Source organism: Achromobacter sp. Marseille-Q4962 (assembly GCF_943737005.1).
Classification (GTDB): Bacteria; Pseudomonadota; Gammaproteobacteria; order Burkholderiales; family Burkholderiaceae_B; genus Achromobacter.
Window position 1 is genome coordinate 64,373 of record NZ_CALSFU010000020.1, and the last position, 26,180, is coordinate 90,552.

20 protein-coding genes and 1 pseudogene are annotated in these 26,180 nt (G+C 69.4%); 10 read left to right on the top strand and 11 right to left on the bottom strand.

What is annotated here, in order from left to right:
- The first annotated feature begins 62 nt into the window (after positions 1–62).
- The 3 genes from ypfJ to NGJ44_RS17695 all read left to right on the top strand — a co-directional run bounded on the left by ypfJ (position 63) and on the right by NGJ44_RS17695 (position 2,362).
- Positions 63–917: a KPN_02809 family neutral zinc metallopeptidase gene (gene ypfJ / locus NGJ44_RS17685; RefSeq protein ID WP_251864764.1), complete on the top strand. Its 855-nt coding sequence runs from the start codon at positions 63–65 to the stop codon at positions 915–917.
- 147 nt (positions 918–1,064) lie between these two features.
- Positions 1,065–1,601: a hypothetical protein gene (locus NGJ44_RS17690; RefSeq protein ID WP_251864767.1), complete on the top strand. Its 537-nt coding sequence runs from the start codon at positions 1,065–1,067 to the stop codon at positions 1,599–1,601.
- Positions 1,598–2,362 carry a DUF1828 domain-containing protein gene (locus NGJ44_RS17695; protein WP_251864769.1) on the top strand — a complete coding sequence of 255 codons (765 nt, stop codon included), beginning with the start codon at positions 1,598–1,600 and terminating at the stop codon, positions 2,360–2,362. Before NGJ44_RS17690 ends, NGJ44_RS17695 begins: the two co-directional genes overlap by 4 nt.
- Positions 2,363–2,391: 29 nt before the next feature.
- Here the strand turns inward: NGJ44_RS17695 and NGJ44_RS17700 are convergent, their stop codons facing one another.
- The 3 genes from NGJ44_RS17700 to NGJ44_RS17710 form a co-directional block, all read right to left on the bottom strand.
- On the bottom strand, positions 2,392–2,661 hold the full coding sequence (locus NGJ44_RS17700) for a hypothetical protein (protein WP_053246021.1): 270 nt from the start codon (positions 2,659–2,661) through the stop codon (positions 2,392–2,394).
- A gap of 241 nt (positions 2,662–2,902) precedes the next feature.
- Positions 2,903–3,508: a hypothetical protein gene (locus NGJ44_RS17705; RefSeq protein WP_053246020.1), complete on the bottom strand. Its 606-nt coding sequence runs from the start codon at positions 3,506–3,508 to the stop codon at positions 2,903–2,905.
- A 453-nt stretch (positions 3,509–3,961) separates the two neighbouring features.
- Positions 3,962–4,591, bottom strand: coding sequence for an FMN-binding negative transcriptional regulator (locus tag NGJ44_RS17710; RefSeq protein WP_053246016.1), 630 nt, complete (start codon positions 4,589–4,591; stop codon positions 3,962–3,964).
- Positions 4,592–4,840: 249 nt separating this feature from the next.
- Between NGJ44_RS17710 and NGJ44_RS17715 the strand changes: the two genes are divergently transcribed.
- Positions 4,841–5,137 (top strand): hypothetical protein, encoded by a 297-nt coding sequence (locus tag NGJ44_RS17715; RefSeq protein ID WP_251864771.1) that lies wholly within the window; start codon positions 4,841–4,843, stop codon positions 5,135–5,137.
- Between the two features lie 515 nt (positions 5,138–5,652).
- Positions 5,653–5,979 carry a DUF4148 domain-containing protein gene (locus NGJ44_RS17720; protein ID WP_053246018.1) on the top strand — a complete coding sequence of 109 codons (327 nt, stop codon included), beginning with the start codon at positions 5,653–5,655 and terminating at the stop codon, positions 5,977–5,979.
- A gap of 252 nt (positions 5,980–6,231) precedes the next feature.
- Here NGJ44_RS17720 and NGJ44_RS17725 read toward each other — a convergent pair.
- From NGJ44_RS17725 to NGJ44_RS17760, 8 genes and pseudogenes are all read right to left on the bottom strand, one after another.
- Positions 6,232–6,375 (bottom strand): annotated as a pseudogene (locus tag NGJ44_RS17725) (amino acid ABC transporter ATP-binding protein); the annotation flags it as partial.
- Positions 6,376–6,386: 11 nt separating this feature from the next.
- Positions 6,387–7,358, bottom strand: coding sequence for a LysR family transcriptional regulator (locus NGJ44_RS17730; protein WP_053246019.1), 972 nt, complete (start codon positions 7,356–7,358; stop codon positions 6,387–6,389).
- Between the two features lie 77 nt (positions 7,359–7,435).
- Positions 7,436–8,461 (bottom strand): histone deacetylase family protein, encoded by a 1,026-nt coding sequence (locus tag NGJ44_RS17735; RefSeq protein WP_251864773.1) that lies wholly within the window; start codon positions 8,459–8,461, stop codon positions 7,436–7,438.
- Between the two features lie 19 nt (positions 8,462–8,480).
- Complete coding sequence (locus NGJ44_RS17740) at positions 8,481–9,797, bottom strand: MFS transporter (protein WP_053246694.1); 1,317 nt, start codon at positions 9,795–9,797, stop codon at positions 8,481–8,483.
- Positions 9,798–10,132: 335 nt separating this feature from the next.
- On the bottom strand, positions 10,133–11,716 hold the full coding sequence (locus NGJ44_RS17745; RefSeq protein ID WP_053246695.1) for an EAL domain-containing protein: 1,584 nt from the start codon (positions 11,714–11,716) through the stop codon (positions 10,133–10,135).
- A gap of 495 nt (positions 11,717–12,211) precedes the next feature.
- The gene (locus tag NGJ44_RS17750) at positions 12,212–13,024 is read right to left on the bottom strand and encodes an META and DUF4377 domain-containing protein (protein WP_251864774.1); all 813 of its coding nucleotides are present in this window, start codon (positions 13,022–13,024) and stop codon (positions 12,212–12,214) included.
- A 304-nt stretch (positions 13,025–13,328) separates the two neighbouring features.
- On the bottom strand, positions 13,329–14,552 hold the full coding sequence (locus NGJ44_RS17755) for an MFS transporter (protein WP_251864776.1): 1,224 nt from the start codon (positions 14,550–14,552) through the stop codon (positions 13,329–13,331).
- On the bottom strand, positions 14,545–14,736 hold the full coding sequence (locus tag NGJ44_RS17760; protein ID WP_251864778.1) for a hypothetical protein: 192 nt from the start codon (positions 14,734–14,736) through the stop codon (positions 14,545–14,547). Before NGJ44_RS17760 ends, NGJ44_RS17755 begins: the two co-directional genes overlap by 8 nt.
- A 398-nt stretch (positions 14,737–15,134) precedes the next feature.
- Here NGJ44_RS17760 and NGJ44_RS17765 point away from each other — a divergent pair, with 398 nt between their 5' ends.
- The 5 genes from NGJ44_RS17765 (at position 15,135) to NGJ44_RS17785 (ending at position 26,102) form a co-directional block, all read left to right on the top strand.
- Positions 15,135–20,348, top strand: coding sequence for an autotransporter outer membrane beta-barrel domain-containing protein (locus tag NGJ44_RS17765; protein ID WP_251864780.1), 5,214 nt, complete (start codon positions 15,135–15,137; stop codon positions 20,346–20,348).
- A 1,024-nt stretch (positions 20,349–21,372) separates the two neighbouring features.
- Positions 21,373–22,008: a phosphatase PAP2 family protein gene (locus NGJ44_RS17770; RefSeq protein WP_251864782.1), complete on the top strand. Its 636-nt coding sequence runs from the start codon at positions 21,373–21,375 to the stop codon at positions 22,006–22,008.
- A 53-nt stretch (positions 22,009–22,061) separates the two neighbouring features.
- A complete protein-coding gene (locus NGJ44_RS17775; protein WP_251864784.1) occupies positions 22,062–23,345 on the top strand; it encodes a sensor histidine kinase in 1,284 nt (427 codons plus the stop codon).
- Between the two features lie 118 nt (positions 23,346–23,463).
- On the top strand, positions 23,464–24,516 hold the full coding sequence (locus NGJ44_RS17780) for a glycosyltransferase family 2 protein (RefSeq protein ID WP_251864787.1): 1,053 nt from the start codon (positions 23,464–23,466) through the stop codon (positions 24,514–24,516).
- Positions 24,513–26,102 carry an ArnT family glycosyltransferase gene (locus NGJ44_RS17785; protein ID WP_251864789.1) on the top strand — a complete coding sequence of 530 codons (1,590 nt, stop codon included), beginning with the start codon at positions 24,513–24,515 and terminating at the stop codon, positions 26,100–26,102. Before NGJ44_RS17780 ends, NGJ44_RS17785 begins: the two co-directional genes overlap by 4 nt.
- Positions 26,103–26,180: the final 78 nt, after the last annotated feature.

Below are 26,180 nucleotides of genomic sequence, written 5' to 3' on the forward strand. Positions count from 1 at the left end.
TGGCCGCCGCGTCCGGCGGCCGCGCGGCACGGGCCCTGCGCCGTGCCCCCAGGAGAACAGACATGCGCCTCGATGATTCGCGCGAAAGCGAGAACGTAGAAGACCGCCGCGCGAGCGGCCCGCGCTTTGGCGGCCGCGGCACCATCGGCATCGGCACCATCGTGCTGGCCCTGGTGGCCATGTACTTCGGCGTGGATCCCCGCGTCGTGCTGCAGATGGCGGAAGGCCCGCCCGTCAGCGAAGAGCAGGCGCCGGCCACGCGGCCGCCCGCCGACGACCCGCAGGCGCGCTTCGTCGCGAAGGTGCTGGGCGAAACCGAAGATACCTGGGGCGCCGTCTTCCAGCAGGATCTCAACCGCCGGTACGTGCCGCCCAAGCTGGTGCTGTTCCGCGGCGCCACGCCCACGGCCTGCGGCACGGGCCAGACCGCCATGGGGCCGTTCTATTGCCCCGGCGACAGCAAGGTGTACATCGACCTGGCCTTCTTCGACGAACTGCGGAGCCGCTTCAAGGCGCCCGGCGATTTCGCCCAGGCCTACGTCATCGCGCACGAGGTGGGCCACCACGTGCAGCACCTGCTGGGCATCTCGGACCAGGTCGACAACCTGCGCCGCCGCAATCCGTCGCAGGCCAACGCCCTGTCGGTGCGGCTGGAGCTGCAGGCCGACTGTTTCGCGGGGCTGTGGGCGCAGCGCGCCAACTCGGCGCGCAACATCCTCGAAAGCGGCGATGTCGAGGAAGCGCTGAACGCGGCCACCGCCATCGGCGACGACCGCCTGCAGAAGCAGAGCCAGGGCTACGTGGTGCCCGACACCTTCACCCACGGCACCTCGGCACAGCGCGTGCGCTGGTTCGAGCGCGGCTTCAAGAGCGGCGACATCCGCCAGTGCGACACCTTCTCGGCCACCTCGCTGTAGCGGCCGCCGCGCAGGCGCCGCGCCGCGCTGTACATGCATACAGCGCGGCCGACTCCGGGCCGCGCATCTTGTAAGATTACGCCCCCTCGCCGCCGCGGCGCCGCCGCGCGCCGGCCGCGGGCGCATTCCCAGATCCAGATCCGTTTCATGGCCCATAAGTTCACACCCTTAATCACCGTCGACGAGGTGCGGGAGATTCTTGCCGAACCCAAGGAGACCGCGCGTCCGGTCGCCTGGACGCCGCGGCCCGCCGCCGGCTGCGCGCAATGGATGGAGTTTTCCTGTCCCTGCCGGATCAAGGGCGAAGTGCGCGACGACGTCATTTTCCGCGCCACGTACCGCGCCGCCCGCACCGACGTGTACGGCCAGGCCACGATCTTCCTGTCCGAGGCCTTCGTCGCCAGCCTGTTCGTCGGGCCGCACCGCGTCTACGGCGTGGATACCGACGACGCCTTCCACACCAGCCTGGCCGGCACCGGACGCCCCCACTACCGCAAGCCGCTGGCCGACCGCAGCCACGAACATCTCTGGACCGACGAAGGCGAAGGCTACGCCGAGCCCGTCACGCCCGCGCTGCAGACCATCGGCGACCTGATGGACTATTTCCTGCCGCGCGCCAACCTGGCGCTGGCCGGCGGCTTCGCGCACCCCCTCAAGGGGCGCCAGATCGAATTGATTCTATGAGCACCTTCCTGGAAGCGGCCGGCTGGACCGTGCTGCCGGCCGGCGAGCGCGCGGTGCGCGCCATCGCGCCCACCACGCTGGGGCTGGACGGCCAGCACGCCGCGTTCTTCATCGCCTACCCCGACGACGCCACGTTCCACCTGACCGACGCCGGCGAGAGCGCCATGCACGCGGCGGCCTTCGGCATCGAGCTGGGGCCCAAGCGCATCGAGCTCCTCAATGAAACGCCGGGCGTCAGCCTGGCGCATGTCGACAAGTCCGGCGCCATCGTCGCCAGCGGCCCGCGCGAGCAGCTGCAGGACGCCGTGTGGGACGCCATGAAACTGGCCATGGCGCTGTCTTTCCAGTGCGCCAAATGGATGCCGCGCTTCAGCCAGCTGCGCTTTCGCGCACGCGTGGGACGCGCGCTGGCCGAAGGCGTGGGCGCCAACCGCATGGTCAAGGGCGCGCGCGCCAAGGGCAGCAGCGGCCATACCGCCGACTTCGCCTTCGCGGTGCGCGCGGCCGGCAGCACGGCGCTCACCTATATCGAGCCCATCGCGCTGAAAGCGGGCAGGAAAATGGACTGGACCCACGTCTACCAGACGCACGGCAAGATGTCGGACGTGAAAATGGCCGATGCGCGCAACTCGCGCATGGTCATTCTGGAAGATGGCGCGCCGGCCGAGGAATTCAGGAAGGCGGTCGCCATCCTGGAGCAATCGGCCACGGTGCAGACGCTGGGCAAGACCCGCGACTGGGCCGAAGTCTTCGCGCAATAGCGCAGGGCGGCGCGGACGGCCGCGCGGCGCTACGAGGCCGCAGCGGTCAGGCCGTCGACGATCTCGCGGCCATGCACGATGGCCGCATGCACCGCTTCGCGCGGGCTGTAGACGAAACCGCCTTCGGCGAACCTGGGCACGGCGTATTCTTCGCCCTCTTCCTGCGCGGCCGCCTGGGCCACGGTAATGGACGCAACGAAAGTGGGACCGCTGGGAGGCGCTTCGAGCCCATCGGCGGCGCCGCGGAAAACCCTGGCCGTGAGGCGGTATCCCTTATAGATCAGGTTGTTCTGGAGCACGTTCGGAATCCTCAAAGTCCAAAACGAGCATACCCCGGGTTTCATGACAGTCCAGATATGTTTTGTAACCCTGGCACAAAATGGAAACATTGTGTCGCTCTCACGCAAGCGTCCCCGTTTGTCGGACAACCGGGACGCGCATGCGGCCGCGCCGCCGAGCGCCAGAAAAGATGCGGCTTGCGGCGCGATCGCCGGCTTTCCGGGGACGCCCTCGACGCGCACGATTCGGGGATTTCCCGGATCAGTGTTGCGCGGGCGCAAATCCGGCCCGCGCCATGCCGGTGGCGGCCATGTAGCCGGGCAGCGTCCAGCCCCTGCCCAGCAGCACCATGCGGGTGTGCAGGTCGGCGCGCCGCGCCGGGTCGATGTGCTTTCCCAGGTACGCGAGGCGCTTGCGCCGCACCTCCACATAGCCCAGTTCGTAGTGCCGGGCCAGCGCCATCCACAGCCCGTGCGCCCCTTCGGACTGGCGCGCGCCGCTCATGAGGCACAGGCCCGCGTCCAGCCCCCAGCGGTACACCGCCGTGGCCAAGCCCATGCGCTGGTACGGCGCGGCGTATTTCGAATGCGGCGCGCGCACGTAAGGATCGGCGCGCCGGCCCACTTCCACCAGCCGGTTGAACACGGTGTAGCCCGCGACCCGGTCGCGCGCCTCGTCCACCACGTACACGTAGTACTCGCCGTCGGCTTCGCGGTAGCGCAGCACCAGGCCCGGCACGTCGGTGGCCGCCTGCGGCAATCCGTAAAGGCGGTCGCCGCGGCGCTTCATGCGCGCGCGTAGCGCCTCCAGTTCTTTTTCGACTTCCTGCGGGGAAGGGTTCACATCGATGCGCAACTCCATCGCCATCCGGATGGCGTGAAGGAACGCGCCCAGCGCCAGCGTCGGCACGGCCACCTCCTGTTCGAGCGTCAACGGTTATCGCGGAAACGGTTTCGCGAATGAAAAAAAGCCGCATTCGCGGCCGGAATGGGGAAGACCGGCGCCCGAGCGGGGCCGGCGTTGCGGGGAATCAGGGCGCGCCGCGCCCATCGGGGCTGCCGGCGGTTGCGGCCTCCCCTGCTCCCGCGAGATGCGGCGCGGCTGCGCCGCGCGGGCGCGCGCACCCGCCGGCGGCGCGTGCCGTCGCGGATGCCTTGAAGCTGGCGAGGAATGATTCCATGAGCCTGCGCGCCTGCGTGTCGTGTGGTGTTAGTCCGCCGGCGGCATGCGCCGGCGCAATGGATTCGGATCGAGGCCGCAAGCATAGCCCGCGCGGGCGTTCGCGTCAGCCCCCGGGAATGCGCGGCGGCGCGAACGCGACTACGCCAGGCCGCCGCGGCGCGCCACCAGCGCGGCCATGACCGGATCGCCGCTTTCCTGCAGCCCCTGCGCCACGCCGCGGCGGTCGGCCGCCGGGCGGTTCTGGCTGACTTTCCACTTGCCTTCGATGCGCTCGATGGGAATTTCCACGCCCACGATGGCCCGCATCATGGCGTCCAGGAAATCGGCCGGCGCCTCGTCCACGCGCCAGGGCTGCGCACGGGCGCGCTCCTGCGCATCGGTCAGCGCTTCGAGATGCGAGCGCAGCCAGGCCGGGTCGTCGCGCAGCCGCGCGCGCCCCCACGCATGCACGGCCACGAAATTCCAGGTGGGCACCACCTTGTGCGTTGCGGCCTTGGAGGCGTACCAGGACGGCGTCACGTAGGCCTGCGGGCCATGGAACACCAGCAGGCATTCGGCGCCCGAGGCCAGCTCGGCCACCTGCGGATTCGCGCGCGCCATGTGCAGGCCGAGCACGCCCCGCCCCTCGTCCGCGCGCAGCAGACAGGGAATGTGATTGGCCATGAGACCGCCCGCGGCGGCGGTGGTCAGAACGGCGAGCGGATGGGCGCGGATGAATTCGTGCTGGACTTCCAGCGCATCTTCTCGAAAGGCGGACGGCAGGTACATGTGAGCGGATCAGCTGAGGGAAAGCCTCCACCATACTGCCATGCTGGCCCGATCAGAAGATCCATGTATCACACATTTCATGGAGCCACGAGATGCGCGCGAAACAACCGCGGCCGCGCCACACCGCCGCGCGCCGCGCAACCGCCCGCGCCGGCCACGCCCAGGCCTTTGTGTACATTGACGCCAACCCTGACTTACCTGCGGCGCTCGGCGGGTGTTACTGTTCCGCCTAAGCAAGGAGTACATGCAATGGATCAGAAGACCAAGCCCTGGGCCTTTCCCAAGGCGCACCCCGAGAACACCCCGCGCGGCGAGCGCAACCGCCAGGAATTCGACACGCAGGACACCGGCAAGCGGGCGGGCGATGCGCAGCAAGCGCACGCTACGGGGTCGCCCGCCGCGGGGTCGCCCGCCGCGGGATCGCCTGCCGCAGGATCGCCTGCCGCAGGATCGCCCGCCGCAGGTTCGCCGGCTTCCGCCGGCAAGAAGCGCGCACGCAAGACGGCCGCCAAGACGGCGGCCCGCGGTCGGGCGCACGCTTCATGATGCAGGGCCGGCCGCCGCGTCCGGCCATCGAGCCGCCTGCGGCCTGCGCCTTTTTCCGCGCCCCCTGAAGCCCCGCGCCTGCCCGCGCGGACGCGCTTTTCTCCTTCTTTCTTCGCCTGCGCCGGGCCATGCCGCCCGGCCGAACACTTGCGCCTGCCGCGCAGGCTCCGGCGCGGCCGCCTTGCAGGCCGCCCGGATGTAGACGCCCGAGCGCGGGCCGCCCGAACGCAGGCCGCCCGAACGCAGGCCGATCGAATGTGAATCGCCCGGACATGGGCCGACCGGGCGTGGGCCGACCGGGCGTGGGCGAGCGCCCGTCCGGCAAACTCCCTTCCAGCCGGCACAAAACATGTAAAAGAACGTTATTACCCAGAATTTTGGAATAATGCTTCCAAGAAAACCGGGTTTATCCTAGGTCAGAGACGGCGCACAATTCAGTCATCGGGAAACAAACAGCGAACCAAACAGCAACACATCCGGTTCGCGCCCAGATACAGACAACAGAGGAAATCATCATGAAAACCCTAGCCAGCGCCGCCCTGATCTCTCTTGCCGCCCTGAGCGCCAGCGCCTTCGCGTCGTCCAACGTCGAGCCGAACAACATCCCCTTCCAGGGCGTGTACGGCCAAGTCGAACCCGGCACCCCCAGCCGCGCCCAGGTCGTGCAGGAACTGCAGCAAGCCAAGGCCAATGGCCAATACACCTTCGGCGAACTCGACTACCCGCCCGCGCAAGCCCAGACCACCTCGCTGACCCGCGAACAAGTGCGCGAGGAACTGGCCAAGGCCAAGGCCAATGGCGAGTACACCTTCGGCGAACTCGACTACCCGCCCCACAACTGAGCGGCAGTCCGTACCGGTTGCAATACGCCGCGGCAGCAGCAAGCCGCGGCGGCAGTACCCGCAGTCGCAGTACCCCGTTGTTGAAGCACTTGCAGTAGTACCTGTAGTTGAAGCAGTTGCAGTTGAAGTTCTTGCAGTAGAAGTATCAGCAGTTCGCAGTCCCCGCCGCAGCAATGCCTGCGGCAGCATTCCCCGCAGTACGCAGAACGCCGGCGCGAGCCGGCGTTCTGTCGTTGCGCGGCCGCCGCCCGCTCAATGGCGGATCTCGGCCAGGAATTTCTGCGCCCGCGCGCTCTCCGCCCGGACAAAGAACGTCTCCGGCGGCGCGGTTTCCACGATGCGGCCACCGTCCATGAACCACACGGTGTCGGCCACTTCGCGCGCGAAACCCATTTCGCGCCCCGCCCTCACCCCGCCCGCATCTCCAGCGGCGTGCGCTGCAGGAAGCGCTCGAAGGCGGCCAGGAATGCCTGTTCGGCGGCGGTGAGCCGGCGCTGGCGGTGCCAGGCGAGGAACACGTCGATCTCGGCCACGGTATGGGTGGGCAACAGGCGCCGCACGTCGCCGGCCAGCAGGTCGTCGCGGATGAGATGCTCGGGCAGGCAGCTCAGGCCCAGGCCGGCGATGACCATGCGGCGGATTTCCTCCACGTAGGGCGAGGTGCCCACGATGCGGCCGGTGAATCCCTGCTGGTCGCGGAAGATGGTGAGGGGCGACAGCGTATCGCCGAGCTGATCGCTGGCGAAGCATACGAAGTTCTGGTCCAGCAGGTCTTCGACCCGCACATTGCGGCGCGAGAACAGCGGATGATGGCGCCCGCAGACCAGCACGTAGCGGTGGCGCAGAAAGAGGCGCCGCTCCAGGCTGTCGATGGCCTTGCGGCACAGGCACAGGCCGAGCCCGGGCACGCGCTTGCTCAGCGCGTCGAGGATGGCGGCGCTCTGCATTACGTCGACGTAGAACTCGACCTTGGGATAGCGGCGGTGGAACTGCGAGAGAAAGTCGTCGTAGGCCGCGCTCTGGATCTTGCTCATCACCAGCAGGCGCAGCGTGCCTGCGACCTCGTCTTCCTCGCGCGCGGCGGCCTCGTCGATGCGCGCCACCATGCCGTACATCTCGCGCGCCAGGCGGTAGATTTCCTCGCCCAGGCCGGTGAGGCGGAATTCGCCGCTGCGCCGGTGCAGCAGCACGCCGCCCACGGCGTCTTCCAGGCGCTTGAGCGCCTGGCTCACGGCCGGCTGGCTGAGGTGCAGCGCCTCGGCCGCGCGGCTCACGCCGCGTTCCTGGACCACGAACATGAAAGTGCGCAGCAGGTTCCAGTCCAGGCGCTCGGGAGCGAGCGGATGCGGCGGCTTCTTGGCGGCGGACGGGTTCGGCATGGCGTGGAAAACGGAAACGGCGGCCGCAGCCGCCGGGAGGGAAAAACGGCCCGAACCGCGGGCGCCGCGGGCCGGGATCAGGCCGTGGCGCGGGCCAGCCCCGAGAAAAAGCGCTCGGCGTTGTCTTCGAGGCCTTCGATATAGTAGCCGCCTTCCTGCACGATGAGGGTCGGCAGGCCGAGGCCGCCGACCGCGCGGCCCAGGCGCTCGAAGCCCTGGGAGCTGACCGCCACCATGGCCTGGGGGTCTTTTTCGAACACGTCGAAGCCCAGCGACAGCACGAGGGCGTCGGGCTGGAACAGCGCGATGGCGCGACGCGCCTGGTCCAGGCGCTCGAAGAACACCGATTCCGGCGATCCGTGCGGCATGGGCAGGTTGACGTTGAAGCCGTAGCCCTCGCCCGCGCCGCGCTCGTCCTCGAAGCCCGCGACCACCGGGTAGAAATTCTCCGGGTCGCCGTGGATGGAAACGTAGAGCACGTCGCTGCGCTCGTAGAAGATCTCCTGGATGCCCTGGCCGTGGTGCATGTCGGTGTCCAGGATGGCGACGCGCGGGTACTTGCGCGTCAGCATCTGCGCCGCGATGGCGGCGTTGTTGAGGTAGCAGAAGCCGCCGGCCGCGTCGCGCCGCGCGTGATGGCCGGGCGGGCGGCACAGGGCGTAGGCCTGGCGCTCGCCGTCGAGCAGGGCTTGCGCGCCGCCGATGGCGCACTGGGCCGCCCAGTAGGCCGAGCGCCAGGTGTGCGGGCCCACCGGGCAGCTGCCGTCGGCCAGGTAGCGCGCGGCCTGCGCCAGCACGCCGCGCAGCGCATTGGGCTCGCGCACGAAGATGTTGGAGACGACTTCGTCGCCCCAGTCGTCGGGCAGCTGCTTCCAGCGCCCGTGCGCTTCCTGCAGAAAGCGCAGATAGTCCAGCGCGTGCACCGCGCTGATAGGCGCGGCGCCGGCATCGGCCGGTTCGACCAGCTCGAAGCCCAGCTTGCGCACGCCCTCGGCCAGCGCGTCCAGCCGGGACGGCACTTCCTGGGGCTTGCGCATCATGCCGCGCGAAAAATAGGTCTGGGGATGATGCAGCTTCTGGTCGGGATGAAAAAAGGTCTTCATGGCTCGCGCTCCTTGACGCTCAGGCCGCGCCGCCGTGGCGGCGGCCGGCAAGAAAAGTCACCGACAGCAAGGACAGCAGCGAAATGGCGCTGAACAGCGCCGCCAGCGGCCACCACTGACCCTGGAACTTCTGCGCCAGGATGGTGCCCACGATGGGCGTCAGGCCGCCGAAGATCGCGCCGGACAGCTGGTAGGCCATCGAGATGCCGGTGTAACGGATACGGGTGGGAAAGCTGTCGCTCACGTAGCCGGCGATCACCGCATAGTAGGCCCCCATGAACAGCACGGCCACCCCGACGCCCAGCGTGAGCGACAGCAGCGTGCCCTGGTCCACCAGGTTGAACATGACATAGGGCGTGAAGATCGACAGGAACGAGGTCGCCAGCAGGAAGCGGCGGTTGCCGATGCGCGTGGCGATGTGCGCCGACAGCGGCGTGATCACGAATTGCATTACCGAGACGACGAGCAAACAGTCGAGGATCACGCCGCGCGACAGGCCCACGTACTGCGTGGTGTACGCCAGCATGAAGGTATTGGTGAAGTAAAAGCCGGCGATGCCCAGCACGTTGGCGCCCACGGCCAGCGCCAGCAGGCCCGGCGCGCCGCGCAGCACTTGCAGCAGCGGCGTCTTGTCCTCGGCCTGGCGGGCCGCGGCGCGCCGGGCCTGCTCGGCCTGCTCGGCCAGGAAGTCGGGCGACTCCTTGATGCTCAGGCGGATCGCAAAGCCCACCACCAGCAGCGCGGCGCTGAACAGGAACGGCACGCGCCAGCCCCAGCTCATGAAGGCCGCGTCGTCCAGCGTGGTGACCAGCTTGAACATCAGCATGGACAGGATCAGGCCCGCGGGGCTGCCCAACTGCGCGAACGAGGCGAAGAAGGTGCGCTTGTTCCGGTCGGGGGAATGCTCGCCGGCCATGAGCACGGCGCCGCCCCATTCGCCGCCCACGGCGATGCCCTGCACGAAGCGCAGCGCCACCAGCAGGATCGGCGCCCACACGCCGATGGCGGCATAGGTGGGAAGCAGGCCGATCAGCACCGTCACCGACCCCATCATGAGCAGCGTGATGACCAGCGACTTCTTGCGGCCGATGCGGTCGCCGATGTGCCCGAACACCGCGCCTCCCAGCGGGCGCGCGAGAAAGCCCACGGCGAACGTGCCGAACGCGGCCAGCGTGCCGTAAAAGCCGTTGACCGACGGAAAGAACAGCTTGCCGAAAACCAGCGCGGCGGCGGTGGCGTAGATATAGAAGTCGTACCACTCGATCATGGTGCCGACGAATGCGGCGATGGCTGCGCGCACCGGCTGGTGCGTTGCCGTTTGGTGATTCCCCTTCATCTTTGCTCTCGGATTGCGGTGCGGCCGGCAGGATTGCCGCAAAGCCGCCGCTGTTATACGTCCGGCCCACCTCATAAGAAAAATTCTGATTTCTTATTCAGCACATTCACTGAACTTATAGAGCATACGGGCGCGGCCTTGCGCGAGGCTTGCCCGGCCCGCCCCCGCAGCGGGCAATTGCACAAAAAAACAAGGACTTGCAGGCGCTTCTGCGGCCCGGCACAGCGGCCCGCACGGGCCGGGCCGCAGAAGCGCGGAACGCCGCGCCGCCGGCCCGCCATAGGTGAAATCCCTGAAGCGCAAAGCGCTGCGGCCGGCCGCCCCGACGCCGTGGGCTAATAGCGCGAGATGACTTCCGGCCCGCTGCCGTGCCGGGCCCTGCAGTCTTCGTAGAAGGCGATGAATTCGCGGGCCGGCAGCGCGGGCGCGTAGTACCAGCCCTGGCCGTACTGCACGCCGAGCGCGATGAGATAGTCGGCCTGTTCGGGCCGCTCGATGCCCTCGGCCACCAGGATCAGGCCCAGCGACTTGCCCATCTCGATGATGTGCGGCGTGATGGAGCTGGTGGCCGAATCCGTGCCCACCGTGTCGATGAAAGACTTGTCGATCTTGAGGGTGTCAACATGGAGGGACTCCAGATACTGCAGGCTGGAATAGCCGGTGCCGAAGTCGTCGATGGCGATGGAATGCCCGAGCCGCCGCGCCTCATTGATGGTGACGTTGGCCACCTCGGGGTCCAGGAAGCCGCGTTCGGTCGCTTCCAGCCAGATCTGCTCGGTGCGCACGCCGGCCGGCCCGATCGCCCGCTGGATGACCCGCAGCACGCGGCCGGACTGCAGATCGTCCGCCACGAGGTTGATGGCCACGTGCAGCGAGCGGTCGGCCCGCAGCGCCGCGCCCAGGTCGGCCACCACGCCTGCCACCACTTGGTCGGTGATGTCGCCGATCAGACCATTTTCCTCGGCCACCGGGATGAACACATCGGGGCGCACCAGCGTGCCGTCCGGCCGCCGCCAGCGCACCAGCGCCTCGGCGCCGACGCAGATGCCGGTGGCAAGCTCTATGAGCGGCTGGTAGTGCACCACGAATTCCCGCTTGCGCACCGCGGTCGCCAGCTCGCCTTTCAGCGACAGCCTGCGCCGCGACAGCCACACGATGAGCCCGATCATGCTCGTCATCGCCAGCAGCGCCCCCGGCAGCAGCACCATCTGCTCGCGCCTGACGCTGGCGGAAAACTCCTGCCGCGGCGACAGCACGATGGCCACCCAGTCGCCGGACGTCGCCACGGCCGCCACGTGCCTGCCATCGATGCCGGACTTGCCCAGGCGGAAGATCCGGTCGACAGCGGCCGGGTCGGGGTGGTTCAACGTCGCCAGCACCGCGCCATTGCGCGCCACCAGCGCCAGCTGCACCGTGCTGCGCACGGTGACGTCGACCAGCCAGACCGGGTCCACCAGCACACAGTAGTTAGCGTTCTGCAGGCCGAGCATCGACACGGTGGGTGCGCCGTAGGCGCGCTTGTTCGGCACCACCCGCACGCCCCGGTCGGTCACGTAGCCCACCTTCCATTCGGCGGTCGATCCGCCTGCCGCGCCCCAGCTCGTGCATTGCAGCGCCCCGTCCGCGAAATACCCCATTTCCGTAACCGGGCGGGTCTGCACGGAAATGCGCCGCATGCCGTCTATGTGCTCCGCCGAACAGGGCCGGCTCGGCAGCGCGCTGGCGGCCGCCAGGGCTTCTTCGACTTGCCGGAAGGTGGATTCGGTGCGGGCGATGGCGCGCGTGGCCACCAGGGAGAGACGCTCCTGCTCTTTCACGACCGCGGTGTCCCAGGCGATGTAGAGCGAGATCACCACCGGCAGCACGATGGCAAGTCCACACAACAAACCGGCGACACAGACGACCTTGTTCCGCGACACACCAATTCCATCCCGGGCACGAGCTAGCGATCATACGACATCAGGGGGACGGATAAATGACCGACGCGGACGCCGCACGCGCCAGCGGAGAGGCTCCATCTGGATAAGAAATAATATGAATCATAAGTATCAATTTGGCACTTATTTTTGAAGCTAAATGACGCATTTAGCAATGATTATCACCTTCACCCACCCTGTGCATGGCCGCGATCTTGGCCTGCATCCCGATGCCGCGTACCGGGTGAACATCGAGGCCGACGGCGGGCACGCCAGCGGCGCGGCCGCGCTTGGGGTTCGGTCGTGGCGCTGGTCGCCTATGGCAACGACCGGGTGCCGGCCTCGTATACCCTTCTGCCGCCACCGCCGGCGCGGCCCGCAGCGGCCAGTGCGACGACGGCAACCGCCAGAATGCGGGCACCGGGGACGTGCGCCAGCGGTTCCGATCCGGGCCTGGAGCGACTTGGCGTCGCCCCATCATCTGGTTTTTCAGATTATTTATTTCTTCGAGGCGTCCTGCTCCACCACCATGTCGAGCACATAGGCGTGCGACGGCGCGTCGGCGGGAGGGTTCTTCCATTCGTAGCGCTTGACGCGCAGCACGGTGCGCACGCCGTCGCGGTGCGTATAGCCGTCGATGGACTGATAAAGCGGATGCCAGTCTTCCTGCGGCGGCAGCGCCAGGCCGGCCTCGCTGTAGCGGCGCTCGCGCACGCTCAGGCAGCGGTGCTCCGGCATCAGCGGATGGCTGCAGACCACACGCTGCGGCGCCACTTCCAGGAACACGGTCTCGCCTGCGCTGCCGTAGCGCGTCTCGGGCGTGGGCTCGCCGGCAAACGCCAGCACCGCGCCGTCCTGCGCCTGAAGCGTGAGACGCGGCGCGGCGGCGTCGCCGTCCAGCACGGCGCGCAGCTCGCCCTTCAGGCGGCGACCGATCTCGGCATCGAGCCGCATCAGCGCCGGTTCGCACGCCTTCATCGTCGAAGCCAGCGATGCCACCCGCAGCATGCCGTCTTCGTAGCGGTATCCGCCGAACTGCGTATTGCAGCCGCCGCGGACGCTCAGGCCCTGGTCCGTGAACGCCAGGCGCAGCGCGTGCCGCACGCCCGGCTCCAGCGCGGCGATCGGCGCGCCCGACGCGTCGGTGGCGGCGGCCAGACGCCAGTCATAGGCGGTCAGGGACAGCGGGCCGACGGCCGGCGTCGACGCGGAAGCGGGCTTGGCGGACGAGGCATCGCCGGCCGGGGAAACCGGGGCGCACGCCTGGAGCAGCGTGCCGCCCAGCGCGGCGAGAAAGAGGATTTTTTTCATGGATGCGAGCCGGAGGGAAAACCAAGCCGCATTCTACGTGCGCGCTACGCGCCGGCCGACCCGGCGGCGCGGGATTGCGTATCAAAATCTTGCCCGGCCTCGCGGCGCTTTCCGATCAATCCGGCCGTGGACCGGGAATTGCCGACGCCTGTGTTTTTCAAACGGGAACAAGTCCTTCGTGCAGGAACGCTGGTCAGACACCACCCTGTGGGTGTCCGCTAACCCGGCCGTGCCGTGGGCGGCGGCGATTGGCGCAGGCGCCTGCTTTTTCCTGAGGTTGGCGCTGCGCCTGGGGCCGCCCGCTTCAGCGCGCCGGCTGCCGGCGCCACGCGCCCAGCCCCAGCGCGACGACGGCCAGGGTCAGGGGCACGAAAGACACCCGCAGCACCGTGTCCCAATCGTAGGCCGCCAGCAGGCCGCCGGAGGCGAACGACCCCACCGCCATGGTGCCGAAGACGATGAAATCGTTGAGCGACTGCACCCGCGTCTTCTCCTCGGGCCGGTGGCATTCCAGCACCAGCGCCGACGCGCCGACGAAGCCGAAGTTCCAGCCCAGGCCGAGCAGGATCAGCGTAAGCCAGAAGTGGGCCACGTCGATGCCGGCCAGCCCCACCGCGGCCGACAGGCCGGTCAGCAGCAGGCCGGCCGCCACCACGCGGCCCGCGCCGTAGCGGGTGATGAGCCGGCCGGTGAAGAAGCTGGGTGCGTACATGGCGATCACGTGCCACTGCAGGCCCAGGTTGGCGTTTTCCTGCGAGTGGCCGCACAGGCGCATGGCCAGCGGGGCGGCGGTCATGAGGAAGTTCATCAGCATGTACGAGACGGCGCCGCAGGTCACCGCCGTGACGAAGCGCGGCTGGCGAGCAATAACGGCCAGCGGCCGGCCGCGCGCGACTTCGGCCGCGCTCGGCAGCGGCAGCAGCACGCCCCACAGCACCGCCGCCGAGACGGCTGCGACCAGCGCCTGCAGCAGGAAGGTGGCGGCGAACAGATGCGGCGGCCAGAGGTGCATGGTGTAGGTCACAAGCTGCGGCCCGACCACGCCCGCGGCCACGCCGCCGCCCATGACGAAAGACAGCGCCCGCGCCCGCAGCGGCGCCGACACCCCGTCTGCCGCGGCGAACCGGAACGACAGCACCACCGCCGCATAGGCGCCGCCGAAGAACGTGGCCAGACAGAAGAGCCAGAACGAGGACGACACGACCGCGGCCGCGGCCAGCAGGCCGACCAGCACGCCGCAGCCCGTGCCGGCCAGAAAGGCGGCGCGCCGGCCATGGCGGCGGGCGATGGCGCCGGCGGGCAGGATGCACGCGGCCATGCCGACCACGAAGACGGAGATCGGCAGGGTCGCCAGCGCCTTGTCCGGCGCCAGCATGTCGCCGACGATGGCCCCGGTCGCGTAGACCACGACGGAGTTGGCCCCGGCCAGCGCCTGGGCCACGGTCAGCCGCGCGATATTGCCGCGCTGCGCGCGCCGGGAAAGTTCAGGGGCGGATGCGCCCGGAGTTGCGGATGCGACGTCAGACAAGAGAAACCTCGGCCGGCAAAAGGGATAGCGCTCGGGATGGGACTGCGCTCATGGTGAGCGCTATGCGGAACTTTACCGCTCCCGACTCCATGCCGGTCATCGAGCCCGGCACGGCGCGCGCTCCCCTCACCAGGAATCCCGCGGGCAGCAGCACCGGATCTTTGGCCACGCCCAGCAGCGCCATGCATCTCAGGGGTGCCAGCTTCGCCCGCCCGCCGTTGCACGCTCCGATCTTCAGTGTCAACAAGCTCTAGTGCATAGGCCGCAGTCATGCCTATGCACTAGGCGCGCGCGGCAGCGCGCGCCGCCCGCGCCCTCCTCCATCGGTCTGGCGGGTTTTCCTCATGCCCCCTCGCGGCGAGGCCGCGAGGCCGGCCTGCCGGGCCGCACGCCGGCCGGACCGGCTCATCCGGATTTCCGCCTTTGCGCCCTCGTCCATGCATTCGAGGGCCGTCCGTCCTAGGCCTGAACGGTAATTGGTTGCGCTCGGATATCGACGAATTATGCAGCCATCCTCCGCTGCGTAAGCCGTGCCTACGTCCAGCGGATGCCTCGCAACCGCTCGACATCCTAGGCCGCACCATGAATCCGTTTCACAAGATCGTCTGGAACTGCGCAAGGCGCCAATACATCGTCGTGTCCGAACTGGCGCGCGGCCGCGGCAAGTGCGCGGCGTCGCACGCGCCCTCGGCCCGCACGCCGCGCCGCCGGGGCGCGCTCATGCTGTCCGCGCTGGGCTGCGCGCTGGCCGTCGCGGGGCTGCTGGCGCCGCCGGCAGGCGCGTCGAGCTGCCAGACCGGCACGCCGGGCCAGTCGGCGCCGGCCGGCGGGCACTGCGCGATCGGGCCCTACAACCCGCCCGGCAGCAACCACGGCGCGGGCAGCGCCGTCGTCACCGACGGCGACACCGTCACGCTGCACGGCGCCGCCCCCATCGGCACGGGCTACAACGGCAACACCACGGTGCCGGCGTCCAGCGTGGCCGTGGTGTCGGGCACGTTCGACACCAGCGCCCTGGTCACCGGCCCGCAGAACGTGGCCGTGACCGGCCCCAACAGCGCCACCGGCACCAGCATGGTCTACCGCGTCTACGACTCCGGCGCCCTGGCCGACCAGTCGAACCTGGGCACGCCGGTGAACCAGTTCGAGGACGTGAACGGCGACGAGTACTACAAGGCCTCGCTGGGCAAGGTGGACGCCAGCGGCGGCACGCTGAAAGTGAACCTGGGCGCGGTGCCCTCGGCCCCGCCCTCGTCCAATAGCATCCTGATGGTGTCCAAGCAGACCTACCTCACGTCGGCCGACGGCACCCGCGGGGCCGACAGCCGCATCGTCTGGCAGTCGCGCAACGCCATCGACATGGGCATAGACCCCGGCCTGCCCACGCCCGACGCCAACGGCATGCTGACCGTGCAGGTGCCCGTGACCACCTACGCCGGCAGCGTAGCCTTCAACGGCATCACCTACACCGTCACCAACGCGACGCAGCTGGCGGCCTACAACGACGCGCTGGTGGCGGCGCTGCGAAACGGCACGCTGACCTCGCAGCAGGCCTACGACGACGCATTCGCGCGCGCCTTCACCACCGTCGACACCGACGTCTCGTATATGACCAACACCACGGCCGGCGACCTGGCGCGCATGCCCAACGGCGACCGCTACGCCATTCTGGCGCAAGGCCGCCACGGTTCGGCCACCCTCGCCACCGGCGGACAGATCGACATCACGCGAGCCTCGGGCGCGGTCAAGGCCGCCAACGGCGCCACAGTCACCAACAACGGCACCCTGTCGGGCAACATCGTCCAGCAGGTCGCCAAGGTCGAGAGCGGGGCGCATTTCGTCAACGGCGCGAGCGGCGTGGTGTCGTCCGGCTATCTGGCCGGCGACGCCTTCGACACCGTGAACGGCTCGACCTTCTACTACACCGGCTCGGGCATCATGGCCAGCGGTGCAGGCACCACGGTGCAGAACCACGGCATCATCAACACCGCCGGCTTCGCCTACGCCCGCAACACGTCCATAGGCATGGGCCTGGCCGACGGCGCGCGCGGCGTCAACCACGGCAATATCAATGTGGGCGTCAACCCCGGCTACGTCAGCACCGTGGTGGGCGTCAACCTCAGCGGCGGCAGCTACTACACCAATGCCGCCGACGGCACCATTTACATCGGACGCGGCGCGCAGTATGCGCTCGCGGACGACACGGCCGACACCGGCGGCACCGGCCCCACCTACGGCATACGCGTCATGGACACCGGCGACCGCGCCGTCAACGACGGCGCCATCGTCATAGGCACCAAGGCGCAGAACGCGGTGGGCATGTACTCGACCGCCCCCGTGCAGTCGCTGCTGCAGAACAACGGCACCATCGCCATCAATGGCGCGGCCGGCGGGACGCCCTTTCTCAACATCGGCATGCTGGCCGATGACAACGGCCCGGCGGGCGGCAGCGTGGTGCGCAACGCCGGCGTCATCGACGTGAACGGGGTCAACGGCGTGGGCCTGATGGTCAACGCCGACCCCGGCATCCAGGCCAACGCGGAATCCACCGGCGCCATCAACGTCAACGGCGGCGCGGACCCCGCCAGCGGCACGCGCAATTTCGGCGTCTGGGTCAACGGCGCCGGCGGCATGGCGAAACTGGGCGGCGCCCTGACCCTCTCGGGCACCGGGGCCATCGGCGCCTTCGCGCAGAACGGCGGCGTCATCCACGTGGCGGCGGGCTCGGAGCCCCAGTTCCTGGCCGGCACCGACCAGATCGGCTTCTACGCTTCCGGCGCCGGTTCGGCCATCCATACCGATGCCAGCGCCATGGCGGTGAACACCGAGCGCTCGACCCTGTTCCGCGTAGCCGACGGCGCCGCCTACACCGGCGCGTCGGGCGGCGGGCCGCTGCACCTGACCGTCTCCGGCACCGACGCGCGGGGCGTGGTGGCCACCGGCGCGGGCACCACGCTGTCCACCGACTCGTCGGTGTACGAGGTCACCGGTGCGGCCGGCACCTGGGGCGGCGCGGCGGCGATCGTCAACGAAGGCGGCGCGGTGGGCACCATCGACGCCACCACCCTCATCCGCCTGTCCAGCGCGGGCGCCACGGCCGGTATCGTCGACGGGCAGCGGCACGACATCACCGGCGCCGCCGTGGGCGGCCCCATCGCCACCACGCTGACCAACAACGCCGCCATCGACGCCGACACGGCCGGCGTGACGGGTTTCGCGGCACGCAACGGCGGCACCCTGGTCAACAACAGCATGGTGCAGCTGAACGGCGCATCGTCCACGGGCTTGGCCATCGGCGCCTACGGCACGGTGCAGAACAACGCGACCGTCCGCGTCGCGCATGGCGACGGCGCGCTGGTGCAGGGCGCGGCGGCCAGCCTGGTCAACAACGGCATCATCCAGGCCGACGACGGCCACGCCGCGGTGCACCTGACCGGCCCCGGCGCGTCGGTGGCGTTCTCCGGCGCGGGGCTGATCCAGGCCGGCGGCACGGCCGACGGCATTCTGATCGACGCCAGCGCCACCGGCGGGCTGGCCACGGGCACGGCCGGCCGCATCGTGGTCAGCGGCTCCGGCCGGGCCCTCAACAATCAGGCGGCCGGCGGGCGCATCGCGCTGGTGGACACCACCGTGGTCACCACGGGCGCCGGCGCGGCTGGCATCGAGTCCTCCGGCGACCACGGCGACGTGGTCGTCAGCGGCGGCGCCATCGCCACCACGGGCGCCAACGCGATGGGCATGCACCTCGGCAGCGCCGGCACGCTGCGGATGGCGCACGCCGCCATTGCCACGACCGGCGCCTATGCGCACGGCATCATGCTCGACAGCGCCGCCACCGCCGTGCTGATGGGCGGCAGCGTCGCGGCGATGGGCGCCGGCGCCTCGGCGGTCTACGTGCAAGGCCCCGACGGCGCCATCGCGGTGAACGGCAGCGCGCTGGACAGCGCCGCCGGCGCGGGCGCCACGGCCAATGCCGGCGGCACTCTGACCCTCGCAGACGCGCGCGTTACCGGCGCCGGCGCGGGCATTCGCGTCACCGACACGGCCGCCAGCGGCGCGCTGTCGTCCATCACGGTGCATGGCGGCTCGGTCGGCGCCAGCGCCGGCCACGCCATCGACGTGGACGGCGCGCGCGCCGATATCGCACTCGCCAACGGCGCCACGCTGACCGCCGGCTCCGGCGTTCTGCTCAACATCGCCAACGGCGGCGTCGCCCACCTCGACGCCCAGGGCGTGACGCTGCGCGGCGACATCATCGCCGACGCCCGCAGCGGCGGCACGGTCGACCTGCGCAACGGCACAACGCTGACCGGCCGCACCGATCCGGTCGCGGTCGACGTCGACGCCAGCAGCGCGTGGAACGTCACCGCCAGCTCCGACGCCACCACGCTCGCCAACGCCGGCCTGGTCGCTTTCGTCGCGCCCGCCGGCGATGCGCGCCAGGCCGGCAGCTACAAGACCCTGACGGTGGCGAACTACACCGGCAACAACGGCGTGGTGGCGCTCAACACCTACCTCGGCGGCGACGGCTCGCCCAGCGACCGGCTGGTGATCGCCGGCGGCGCCGCCACCGGCGCCACCGAACTGCGCATCCGCAACACCGGCGGCCCGGGCGCCCTCACTCAGGGCGACGGCATCAACGTCGTGACCACTGCGGATGGCGGCACCACCGCGCCCGGCGCTTTCCGCCTGGGCGCGCCGGTGCAGTCCGGCGCCTACGAATACCTGCTGTACCGGGGCGGCAGCGCCGACCCGCAGGGCTACTACCTGCGCTCGGCCCTCACCGATCCGCCCGCCGACCCTTCCGACCCATCCCCCGGACCGGTGCCCTACCGCCCCGGCGTGGCCGGCTACACCCTCGCGCCCGCGCTGAACCTCGACTACGGGTTCGCCAGTCTGGGCCGCCTGCAAGAGCGGGTCGGCGACATTCCGCCCGGCGAACAGCGCCAGAAAGGCAATACGGACGGCGTATGGGGCCGCATCGGCGGCAACGGCCTGAACGCCGACTCGGGCAGCCGTTTCGCCGTCGAGCAGCAGACGTTCTTCATGCAGTTCGGCAAGGACTGGACCCTCGCCCGGCCCGCCGAGGGCGGCAGCACGCACGCCGGCCTGACCGCCAGCCTGGGCGTGTCCAGCGCCAGATTCCGCGACCGCAAGCGCGACCTCAACAGCACGCTCTCGGACGACACCGGCAACGCCACCCTGCAGGCGCAGAGCCTGGGCGGCTACTACACCAAGTACTGGCAGGACGGCAGCTACTGGGACTCCGTCATACAGGTCAGCCACTACCGCAACAAGTACGACGACACCTACGGCGCGAGCGGCACCCAGAACGGCGCCGGCATCGCCCTGTCGCAGGAAGTCGGCAAGCCCTTTCCCCTGGCCGGCCGCTACGCCATCGAACCGCAGGCCCAGCTCGTCTACCAGTACCTGAAACTCGACGGTTTCGACGACGGCGTGTCCCGCGTCTCCGGCTACCACAGCAACGCCCTGCGCGGCCGGCTCGGCGTACGCCTGTTCGCCCCCAACGTCGGCACGCCGGACGGCAGCGGCGCTCTCACCCCTTACCTCACGTTCGACGTGCTGCACGACTTCATCCCCGCCCGCGCCGTCACCATCGGCGGCACCACCGTCCGCCCCGACTTCGGACGCACCTGGGCCGAGATCGGCGGCGGCATCAGCCAGCACTTCGGCAAGGGCAGCCAGCTCTACGCCAACATCAAAGTCTCCCGCAACCTCGGCGGCGAAGAACGGCGCGGCGTGTTCGGGCAGGTGGGGTATCGGTACAGCTGGTAGGCCGCGGGCCGGCCCGCCGCGCGGCGGGCCGCGGCGAACTGCCCTCGTTTGCGAATCGAAATATGCATGAAGCCGCCGGACGGGTGGCCGGGGGATTATCTCGGAATTATCTCGGGTTTATCTATCCGGAAAATTCGCATGCACGGCGGTAGCCGGCAGCGGAAATAAATCGCCGATATTTCCAGTCTGCCACACAGATAATCCATGCAGCGCCCTCGCATGCATCGTGCCCATTCCATGCCATTGCCCGATTGACACGTCGGCATTTTTTTCCGATGCAGCAATGATAATCTCCCGCGGCGCCGGATCTTGATTCTTCCGCATTGGAGCCGGGTCGAATCCGCATAAATGATTTCAAGAAAATCGGTTATTCAACTCGTTAGGAATGGTTAATATCACCCCCATATTCCGCGAGCCCTCCTAGAATGGGGCGTTGGGATCGAAAGCAGTAAGGGGGACTCGCCATGATAGGAATCCGGCGATTAGAAGATGTATTGGCCAGCGGCAGCGATGGCCGCTTGTATCGAATAGAGCGATTTCGCAGTGCAAGAAAAACTGAGGCAGGCATGGCATATGAAATACAGTGCCGCCTGGCGACAGGGGAACCGGTTTCGATGGAAAGCCACGATACCTACAGGCTGGCTTCCGGGGAGAGGCTTACGGCATTGAAAAGAAACGGCAGCGGCTGCTGACGCCCCGCGCCGTGTTTCGCCGCGGGGCGGGCCGCCGCCTGCCCACAGAAAATCCTTGCCGCGCGCCGGGCCAGGCGCGCCGCTTTGTCCGGACGCGCCAGCCGGCCTTGCCTGCCGCCTGAACGCCGCTCGCGGCAGGCAAGGCCGCGAGAAGAATCCCGCCGACCGGCCCGCTCGCCGCATTCGACGAAAATTCGACGCCGCGCTTTGCATACTGGCAGCCCCTGTGGGTTGCCCTCCCCGCCCGTTTTCCGCGCACGCCCGTCCCGGTGCCGCGGCAAACCCCGTCCCGTTTTCCCGGAAGGCCCCGCACAACGAGACGCAACCTGTCCATGTACGATTTCGGCCTGCTGGAAACCTGGAACATCGCCACGTTCAATCTCCTGCGCGGCACGGCGGGCACGCCGCCGCTGCTGATTTCGACGGGCGCACTGCTGGCGACGCTTCCGGCCTATCTCGCCGGCGCGCTCGTGCTGTGGCGCCTGCTGCGCACCAAAGACGCCGCCGGCGCCGTCATCCTCGTCATCGCCTGTGCGGCCTCCAGGCTCGCGGAAGCGCTCATCAGCGTGCATGCTTCCCATGCGAGGCCGTTCGCCGCCGGCTTCGGCCCGCCCCTGATCGAGCACGCGGCCAACAATTCCATGCCCAGCAGCCACGCGACGTTCGTCTGGATACTGGCGGCGGTCTGTCTGCTGCGCAAAGCCTGGGGACCGGCCGTGATCACGTTTCTGCTGGGCTGCGTGCTCGCGTGGGCCCGGATCTTCGTCGGCATCCACTGGCCCCTGGACATGGCGGGCGCCCTCCTGGTCGCCTCGGCATGCGCGCTGTGCGGCTTCGCCATCCAGCGCCTTGCCGCCGCGCTGCTCTGCCGGCGTCGCCGGCCGGGTCTGCGGGCGCCGCCGGCGAGCGCGCTGGCGCCCGCGCTCGCCAAGGCGGCGCCGCCCGATCCGCGCGAACCCGCGCCCTGAGGCCGGCAACCGGCCGCGGCACGGGTTCTTCCGTCGTGAAACACGGCACGCTCATGCAACGCGTCGTCTGGGCCCTGACCGGGTCCGTCGCCGTGTTCGTGGCCACGCTGGTGCTGCTCACCTATCTCACCTTCGACCAGATGGAAGACGATCTGGTCGACCAGATCCTGACGGCCGAGACCAGCCGGGTGGCGCAGCGCCTGGACGCAGACACCGAATTCTCGCTCTCGCATCAGGCGCAGGAGCTGGGCGGCACGATGCGCGCATGGCTGCGCCGCGCCGGCGAAACGGGCGACCTGCCCGCGCCGCTGCGCGGCATGTCGCCCGGACTGCACATGCTGGCGCCCGACGCCGAGACCTGGCACGTCATGGTCGCCGACACCGCGCGCGGCAGGCTCTACGTGCTCTACGACGCCACGGACCACGAAGCGCGGGTGCGCGAATTCGGCCTGATCGTGCTGGGCATGGGCGCCCTCTGCACCATCGCGGCCTACGCCTTGTCGCGCAGGGTGTCCGGCATCGCCGTGGGCCCGCTGCTGGACCTGACGAACCGCCTCTCGGAGTGGGCGCCCGGTTCGCCCGAAATCGAAATCACCCGCGACGACGAAGCCGGCCGCCTGATCGAGGCGTTCAACCGGGTGCAGAACCAGGTCGACCGCTCCATCGCCCGCGAGCGCGAGTTCGCGGCCAACCTGAGCCACGAAGCCCGCACGCAGCTGGCGGCCATCCGCTCCGACAGCGAGATCATGCAGCTCAACCCCGCCATGCCCGCCGACGCGCAGCCACGCCTGGAACGGATCGTGGCCAACGTGGACCACATCGTCTCGTCCCTGGAAAGCGTGCGCGCCATCGCCAGCGACGAATCCCGGCCCGCCGAGCCAGTCGACCTGGCCGCCTGCATGGACGACGCCTGGCGCGGCCTGGAGGGCAAGGCGGACGCCGCCGGACTCGCCTTCCGCAACCACGTCCCGCCGGACGCGGTGCGCACGCTGGACCGCTATGCGCTCCTGACGGTGCTGCGCAATCTGGTGCGCAACGCCATCGAACACGCCGCCCCGGCGACGCTGACCGCGCGGCTCACGGTCGACGGCGCGCTGGAGCTGCGCGACACCGGCCAGGGCATCGCGGCCGAGGAACTGCCGTTCATCTTCCAGCGCTACTACCGCGGACGCCTGGGCGACACGCCCGGCGCGGCGGCCGACAAGAGCGATTTTCCCCGCGGGCTGGGCCTGGCCATCGCCAAGCGGGTGTGCGATGCGCAGGGCTGGGAATTGCGCGTCGGATCGCAGCGCGACGGCCCGGACCACGGCACCTGTTTCACGCTGCGCCTGCGCTGACCGGGCGCGCCGCGGGCCGCCACAAGCGCCCCGTCTGGCGTCCCCGCCCATTTGACGCGGATTCAACGCGGCGGCCCCCATACTGCGGGCTCTTCAGGCGTGTATTGCGTTTATCTCTATGCCCACCGCGTTCTATCGCACGGCACCTGATCGTGCCCTGTCATTCTCCCCCACGCCGCTGCCGGCACCGACGCCAGCCGCGCTCAGCTTCGGCGACATCTGCATCAGCTGCGTGATTCCCTGCCTCGACGAGTGCGACAACCTGCACCGGCTCCTGCCCATGCTGCGGGCGCAGCTCGATGCGCTGTCCCCGCAGTGGGAAATCATCGTGGTCGACGACGGCAGCACGGACGGCACCCCCGAACTGATGCAGGAGTGGTCGGCCATAGACGGCATGCGCTACATACAGCTGTCGCGCAACTTCGGCAAAGAGGCCGCGCTGTCGGCCGGTTTCGAGGCGGCCGACGGCGACGTGGTCATCTGCCTCGACGCCGACCTGCAGCACCCGCCCGCGCTGATCGAAGCCATGCTGGCGCGCTGGCGCGACGGCGCCGACATGGTCTATGCCGTGCGCGCGCACCGGGAAGACGAATCGTGGGTCAAGCGCGCCGGCGCGCGCGGATTCTACAAGCTGCTCAGCCATGCGCACGGCGTGCGCGTGCCCGCGCACGCGGGAGATTTCCGCCTCATGGACCGCCGCGTCGTCGACGCGCTGGTCGCGCTGCCTGAGCGCACCCGCTTCATGAAAGGCCTCTACGCCTGGGTGGGGTTCCGCGCCGAACCGCTGCCTTACACGCCGGACGCGCGCGCCCACGGCACCAGCCGGTACACGGGCTGGCGCCTCTTCCGGCTGGCCGTTGCCGGCCTCACCGCCTTCACCACCTGGCCCTTGCGCATGGTCAGCTTCCTGGGCTGCGCCTTCTCCCTGGCCTCGTTCGCCTATGGCGCCTTCCTGGTGCTGGACTACCTGGTCAACGGCAACCGGGTCTCGGGCTGGACCACCATCGTCACCGCGCTGCTCTTCTTCGCCGGCGTCAACCTTATCTCGCTGGGCGTGGTCGGCGAATACGTCGCCCGCATCTTCGACGAGGTCAAGGGCCGGCCGCTCTTCGTGACCCGGCAGCGACGCGGCCGGACGCGCCGCGCCGACACCCGGCGGATGCCGTCATGAACGAACCCCGGCAAACCTACGCGCCGCTCGGCGCGCCCGCGGCGCGCTGGTTCGTGCCGGCCCTGGGCCTGTGGCTGGGCTGCCTGATGTGGGCGCGCGTGCTGATGCTGCCCGACGAAGGCCGCTACGCGGGCGTGGCCTGGGAGATGCTGCGCAGCGGCTCGCACGCCGTGCCGCTGCTCGACGGCATGCCCTATTTCCACAAGCCGCCGCTGTATTACTGGCTGGCCGAATTCTCGTACTCCCTCTTCGGCCTGAACGCGTTCGCGGCCCGCCTGCCTTCCTGGCTGGCGGCCTGGACGGCCGCGGCCGGCCTGTATGCGTTCGTGCGCCGCTACCGCGACGCCGCCACGGCCACCGTGGCCGCGGTCATTCTGGCCACCACGCCCTTTTTCTATGGCGCGGCGCAGTTCGCCAACACCGACATGATGGTCGCCGGCCTGATCACACTGTGCGTGCTCGCCGGCGCCGATGCGGTATTGCGGGCCGGCGAGAGCCGCCCCTACCGGACGATGTCCCTGGCCGCGGCGGCGCTGGCGGCCCTGGCGGTGCTGGCCAAGGGCCTGATCGGGCTGGTGCTGCCCGGCGCGACGCTGTGCCTGTGGCTCATCCTGACGCGGAACCGGCGCGGGTTCGCGGTGCTGCTCTGGCCGCCCGCCCTGGCCGTGTTCGCGCTGGTGGCCGTGCCCTGGTTCTGGCTGATGCAGCACCGCTTTCCCGGCTTCTTTCACTACTTCTTCGTCTACCAGCACTTCGAGCGGTTCGCCCAGTCGGGCTTCAACAACGTCCAGCCCTTCTGGTTCTACCTGCCCGTCATCGTCGGCCTGATGCTGCCCTGGTCGCTGTGGGCCGGCGGCGCGCTGCGCAAGGACTTCTGGGTCGCCGCGGACCCGGGCGGGCTGCGCCGCCTGATGGCGGTATGGGCCGTCGTGATACTGGGATTCTTCTCCATACCCAGCTCGAAGCTCATCGGCTACGTCGTGCCCGCCGTCCCGCCCCTCGCCACGCTGCTGGCCGAGGTCATACAGCGCGCCGTCCGGCAGCGCGCCACGGTCCGCATCCGCCGCCTGGCGCGCGCATGCGCCCTCGGATCGGCCATCCTGTGCGTGGTGCTGGTGTGCGTCTTCGCCACCAACCTGCGCAAAAGCGCCAAGCCGCTGGCTAGCCGGATCGCCGGGCAGATGCAGGCCAGCGACGTGCTGGTAACGCTGCACACCTATCCCTTCGACCTCGCTTTCTACACCGGCGCGCGCCAGCCCGTCTGGGTCGTGGACGACTGGAACGACCCCGCGATTCCAACGCGCGACAACTGGCGCAAGGAGCTGTACGACGCCGGCCACTTCGATCCGCAGCTGGCCGACCGCCTGCTGGTATCGCCCGAAGCCTTCCCGCAGCGCCTGTGCGCCGCCCCGCCGGGCAGCCGCTTCTGGGTGTGGGGCGGCCTCGACGACGAGACCCGTTACCCCGTCTTGCAGGGACGACAGCCCGCGTTCTACGATCACCGCCGCAAGGTCTGGCGCATCGATGTCGACGCCGCCTTCGCCGCGCAGGCATGCGGCCCGAAGCGAGCCGATGATGGGCATTGAACGATACGGCATGGCGGGCAGCCCGCCCGCCTGCGCCACGCTCGGCCAGTGGCGGCGGCACTGCCCGGGAACGGCGGG